6 protein-coding genes are annotated in these 5,630 nt (G+C 71.8%); 4 read left to right on the forward strand and 2 right to left on the reverse strand.

From position 1 onward, the window contains the following. Positions 1–184 precede the first annotated feature (184 nt). The 3 genes from EES42_RS14685 (at position 185) to EES42_RS14695 (ending at position 2,779) form a co-directional block, all read left to right on the forward strand. Entirely contained in the window at positions 185–1,510 is a 1,326-nt protein-coding gene (locus EES42_RS14685; protein ID WP_124718675.1) for a M20/M25/M40 family metallo-hydrolase, read from the forward strand. A gap of 165 nt (positions 1,511–1,675) precedes the next feature. Beyond that, entirely contained in the window at positions 1,676–1,909 is a 234-nt protein-coding gene (locus EES42_RS14690) for a chaplin (protein WP_124718676.1), read from the forward strand. A 138-nt stretch (positions 1,910–2,047) separates the two neighbouring features. Beyond that, positions 2,048–2,779: a chaplin gene (locus EES42_RS14695; protein ID WP_124718677.1), complete on the forward strand. Its 732-nt coding sequence runs from the start codon at positions 2,048–2,050 to the stop codon at positions 2,777–2,779. A gap of 67 nt (positions 2,780–2,846) precedes the next feature. Here EES42_RS14695 and EES42_RS14700 read toward each other — a convergent pair whose 3' ends face one another. After that, positions 2,847–3,035 (reverse strand): DUF5703 family protein, encoded by a 189-nt coding sequence (locus EES42_RS14700; protein ID WP_030918345.1) that lies wholly within the window; start codon positions 3,033–3,035, stop codon positions 2,847–2,849. A 47-nt stretch (positions 3,036–3,082) separates the two neighbouring features. Between EES42_RS14700 and EES42_RS14705 the strand changes: the two genes are divergently transcribed. Beyond that, on the forward strand, positions 3,083–3,739 hold the full coding sequence (locus tag EES42_RS14705) for a hypothetical protein (RefSeq protein WP_124718678.1): 657 nt from the start codon (positions 3,083–3,085) through the stop codon (positions 3,737–3,739). Between the two features lie 64 nt (positions 3,740–3,803). Here EES42_RS14705 and EES42_RS14710 read toward each other — a convergent pair. After that, positions 3,804–5,630, reverse strand: a 1,827-nt coding sequence (locus EES42_RS14710; protein ID WP_241196393.1) for an ATP-dependent DNA helicase, incomplete at its 5' end; no start/stop codon positions are given.

The raw sequence follows: 5,630 nt of genomic DNA on the forward strand, positions 1-5,630 counted from the left end.
TAGGTGTCTGTCTCGCGGGCCGCAGCCCGTTCCGACGTGGAAAACAATAGCAAACATTCGGGGGTGCTCGATCACGCCCCGGACCGTGTGAAGGACGCATGACGAGAGGTGGGTGCCCTTGGGTGTGCGGGCCGGGCGCGGGAGGATGAGGGGGAGCACCACAGCGACAGTGGAAGGAAGCAGCGTGAGCGAGACCAACACGGCCCGGACCGTCTCCGGCGAGGACGAGGTCGTGGACCTCTGTCGTGAGCTGATCCGGATCGACACCAGCAACTACGGGGACCATTCGGGGCCGGGGGAGCGGGGCGCGGCCGAGTACGTCGCGGAGAAGCTCGCCGAGGTCGGGCTGGAGCCGCAGATCTTCGAGTCCCACAAGGGCCGCGCCTCGACCGTGGCCCGGATCGAGGGCGAGGACCCGTCCAGGCCCGCGCTGCTCATCCACGGTCACACCGACGTGGTTCCGGCCAATGCGCACGACTGGACGCACCACCCGTTCTCGGGCGAGGTCGCGGACGGCTGTGTGTGGGGCCGCGGCGCGGTCGACATGAAGGACATGGACGCGATGACCCTCGCGGTCGTCCGCGACCGGATGCGCAGCGGCCGCAAGCCCCCGCGCGACATCGTGCTGGCCTTCGTCGCGGACGAGGAGGCGGGCGGCACGTACGGCGCGCGGTACCTCGTGGACAAGCACCCCGGCCTCTTCGAGGGGGTCACCGAGGCGATCGGCGAGGTCGGCGGTTTCTCCTTCACGGTGAACGAGAAGCTGCGGCTCTACCTCGTCGAGACGGCCCAGAAGGGCATGCACTGGATGCGGCTCACCGTGGACGGCACCGCCGGCCACGGCTCGATGACCAACGACGACAACGCGATCACCGAGCTCTGCGAGGCGGTCGGGCGGCTCGGGCGGCACAAGTGGCCGGTCCGGGTGACCAAGACCGTGCGGTCCTTCCTGGACGAGCTGTCCGACGCGCTCGGCACCCCGCTCGACCCGGAGGACATGGAGGCCACGCTCGCCAAGCTGGGCGGCATCGCCAAGATGGTCGGCGCCACGCTCCGCAACTCCGCCGCCCCCACCATGCTGGGCGCCGGCTACAAGGTGAACGTCATCCCCGGCCAGGCCATCGCCCATGTCGACGGCCGGTTCCTGCCCGGCTACGAGGACGAGTTCCTGGCCGACCTGGACCGGATCCTCGGCCCGCGCGTGAAGCGTGAGGACGTGCACGGCGACAAGGCGCTGGAGACCAGCTTCGACGGCTCGCTCGTCGACGCGATGCAGGTCGCCCTGAAGGCGGAGGACCCGATCGCCCGTGCGGTGCCCTACATGCTCTCCGGCGGCACCGACGCCAAGTCCTTCGACGATCTGGGCATCCGCTGCTTCGGGTTCGCCCCGCTGAAGCTGCCGCCGGAGCTCGACTTCGCGGGCATGTTCCACGGAGTGGACGAGCGCGTTCCGGTGGACGGCCTGAAGTTCGGCGTGCGTGTGCTCGACCGTTTCATCGACAACTGCTGACGCCTTGCCGGATTTCCGCCGACTTTCCGCACCAACAATCGCCAGCGTGTGCGTATTTGACCGGAACGAGTGAAAGGGTCCATACGCTCGTAGCTCGATTACCTCTTCCTCGTTACAAGTGATGCGGTCCGCGGCTGGGACCGCATTTGCCAACTAGGAGGAATAATGATCAAGAAGGTCGTCGCTGCTGCGGCTGTCACCGGTGGTCTGGTGCTCGCGGGTGCGGGCATGGCCGTCGCGGACTCCGGTGCCCAGAGTGCCGCTGTCGGCAGCCCCGGTGTGATCTCGGGCAACAACATCCAGGCGCCCATCCACGTGCCGGTGAACGTGTGCGGCAGCACGATCTCCGTGATCGGGCTGCTGAACCCCACCTTCGGCAACACCTGCATCAACGCCTGACGTTGTGCGTCAACCCGCAAGGGTTTGAATCCGGTCGGCCCCGGAGTGCACGCCATGCACTCCGGGGCTGCCGGGTACTTCGCCCCCGCACGGTCAAGTCCGGGGGTTTTCCGGAAGGTAGAAGGCAGGAATCAACCTATGCGACAGGTCACGCGTAAAGGCCTGATCACCATGGCGGCCGCGGGCGGCGCGCTCGCGCTGAGTGGCGGCTATGCGCACGCGGACGCGGGAGCGTCCGGCGAGGCGACGAATTCCCCGGGGGTGCTGTCAGGGAATTCGGTACAGATCCCGGTCCATGTACCGGTCAACGTGTGCGGCAATTCCGTGGACGTCGTGGCACTGCTCAACCCGGCGTTCGGAAACACCTGCGGAAACGGTTCGCAGGACAACTCTCCGGGCAAGCACGTCTCCGGCAGTCACGTCTCCGGCGACCTCACCCAGGCGAGCCGGCCCGGCAAGGGCAAGCACCGGGCCCCCATCGGCGGCGGGGCGACGGCCCAGGGCGTCGCGACGGGCTCGCCGGGGGTGCTGTCCGGCAACAACATCCAGGTGCCCATCGACATCCCCGTGAACGCCTGCGGGAACAGCATCACCATCGGTGGTCTGCTCAACCCCACCTTCGGCAACGACTGCGAGAACGCCCCGGAGGCCGTCACACCGCCCCCGGTCACCCCGGTCACCCCGGTCACCGAGCACAAGCCCCCGGCGCCGGAGAAGCCGGCCGTGCCGAACGTGCCCGAGACACAGAACGTCCCGCAGCTCGCACACACCGGAGCGGGCGGGCTCGACCTGCTGATCCCGGCGAGCGCGGGCCTGCTGCTGGCGGGTGCGGGCACGGTGCTCTACCGCCGCGCCCGGGCGTCCGCGTAGCGGACCGGGACGGCGCCACAAGCGCCACGAAGGGAGCGGGCCCCGCGGATGCCGGGCCCGCTCCGACTCACCAGGTGGCCCGGAGCTGGCGGATGATCCGCCGCCGCAGGCGCACCCTTCGACTGCCGTCGCGACGCAGCGTCAGCCGGTCCAACTCCCAGTGACCGTACTCGGCATGGTCGGTCAACAGGCGGGCCGTTTCCTTCCGGGACACCCCGCGCGGCACGTACACATCGACAAATTCGTATTCCGGCATCGCATCTATTGTGCGGGCAGAGCCCGTGTACGGATAGCGTCTGCACTATGTCTGATGCTGCGCAGCCCACCGCTGCCGAGGTACGCGCCGCCGCCGAGGCGGTCAAAACCGCGCTCGACCACCACCTCGCGGCCGTCGAACGCCGGACCGGGGACGACGACGTGGCCGTCTATGACGCGTTCAACGCACTGGCCGCTGCCGCCGAGTTCTACGACGAGCTGCTCTATGACCGGTACGACGAAGTCACCCCTTTCGAGATCCCGGGTGCGGAGGATTCGCTGCCGCCGTACACCGGCCCCGAGGAGCCGAACGCACTCAGTGTGCTGATCCGGCGCGACTACGCGGTGGTGGAACCGCCGAGGCTGCTCGCACAGGCCCAGCGGATCGCCGACCTCGACCAGGACGAGCGCGGCGGGAGCGCCGCGGTGGTCGGCTCCAGCGTCCACGCGGCGCTCGGCGTGCTCTTCGGGGAGTACGAACCCGACGAGATCGCGTCCCGGCACGCGGAGTTCGGCCTGGAGGAGGGGGACTCCACGCTCTGGGTCACGGCCGCCGAGGACCTTCCCGAGGCGGGGGAGTGGCTCGGCGCACCCTTCGACGACGCGGATCCGCAGCTGGTGGTCTGCCGCTTCGACGTCAGCGCCGTCTTCGACGAGGACGAACCGGACGAGGAACCGGCCAGCCTGGCGGCGGACAGCTCCTGACCCACCTGCCGGACGGGCTCGACGCCGAGCCCGTCCGGTGCCGGCGTCCCTGCCGGGGGCCCGGTCAGCCGGCCGGGGTCTCCAGCAGGGTGCGCAGCCTCGTCGTGCGGTCCTGGGCCGGGGGCTGGGCGACCGCGCGAGGCAGCGCCTGATCCACCCCGTGCACCACGGACAGATGCCGCTCGCCCCGGCTGAAGGCGGTGTACACCCAGGAACGGCTCAGCCCCTGCGCCGCGTCGCCCGGCAGCACGACGACCACCGCGGGCCAGCGCATCCCGGCCGCCTGATGCGCGCTGAGGGCCCAGCCATGGCGCACGGAGGACTCCACCCGTTCCTGGGCCACGACGACCTCTGTGCCCGCGCAGTCCAGATGCAGACCCTCGGCGTCCGCCGAGACGACCACGGCGGGCTCGGCCCTGCCGGGCGCCGGGACATGGACGACGCGGTCGCCCGGGTCGAAGCCGCCGAACCGGCCGGGACCCGGGTTGAGCCGCTGCTTCAACGCCGCGTTCAGCGCCCGGGTGCCCGCCGAGCCGCCGTGGCCGACGGTGATCACCTGGGTGTCCGACGACGGTACGCCGATGGCGCGTGGCACCGAGTCGGCCACCAGCTGCACGGTGCGGTGCACCGCCTCGCCCGCATCGCGCACGGGAACGATCACCACCTCCTTGCCCGGCGCCTCGACCTGGTTCAGCTCGCCGACGCCGATGCCGGAGACCAGCTCGCCGATCGGCCCCGGATCCGGCGTACGGGAGACGATCTGCGGGCACGCGCGGGCCGCCAGCACATCCGCGAACACCCGCCCCGCACCGGCCGATCCCAGCACGCCCGGATCGCCGCTGAGCACCAGTCGGGTGCCGTCGGCCAGGGACTCGACCAGGATCGCGGCGGTCTCCACGTCCAGCTGCGGGGCGTCCAGCACGACGAGCAGGTCGACGGCGATGGCCCCTTCCCCGTCGCGCCCCGGGCCCTGCTCGCCCGAGAGCAGACCGGCGAGGGTGACGGCCGTCTCCGGATCGCCGGTCGCCCCGGCCAGCCGGCGCCTGCCGTCGGCGCTGTGCGTGACGCCCAGGGCCCGCAGCCCGAGGGTGCGGGCCGCGGTGATCAGGGCGGCGGGCTCGGCCCTGGCGGCCTCGCCCCCGGTGTGTGCCACGAGACCGTGGGCCGCGACCGCGCGGATCAGTTCGGCCGCGGAGGGGGAGCCGGCGGCCGAGGCCGCCTGCTCCCAGTCGGCGTCCTTCTCGCAGGCGTTGACCAGCCGGGCCAGGCCGTCGGCGAGGCTCTCCTCGGCGAGTGCGTAGCGGTCGAGGCCGAGCAGCACCTGCACCGGCTCCTGCCCGGCGCCCGCGTCTTCGTCCCCGCCCTCGTCGGATTCCGCGGGAGCTTCGGATCCCTGGCCGTCGTGGACCTGCTCGTCCTCCTGGCCGTCCTGGAAGACCAGGACGACTCCCTCGGCGACGGCGTGCTGCACGGCCGCCTCGGGATCGGCAACCGAACGCTCGGTCAGCGCGGCCCGTACCTCCGACGCGTCCAGCGCCGTGTGGCCCCGGAGCGCGGCCCGCTCCAGCAGCCAGCCGACCAGGGCGGCGGTCCGCCGTTCGTCGTCCGGACCGCACTCGGCGCCGAGCAGGGCCCGCGCGAATCCGTCGGCCTGTTCGGGCTTGACCCCCGGCACGCCCAGCAGCTGCCAGGGGTCGGTGCGCAGGGCGTCGGCCGCCTGCGCCCCGAGGGTCTCGGCCGCGGGTCCCGCCAGCGCCGCCGGAGCCCCACCCTCGGCCAGCACGGCGGCGGCCGCGGCGACGGCCTCCGGCGGGGCGCTCTGCGGCGCCCGTGCCGGTTCGGGAACGCGGGGGCGGGCCGGGGCGGGCCCGGGCGCGGTCCGGCGCGGGGC

It is taken from the genome of Streptomyces sp. ADI95-17, from assembly GCF_003846175.1.
GTDB lineage: Bacteria > Actinomycetota > Actinomycetes > Streptomycetales > Streptomycetaceae > Streptomyces > Streptomyces sanglieri.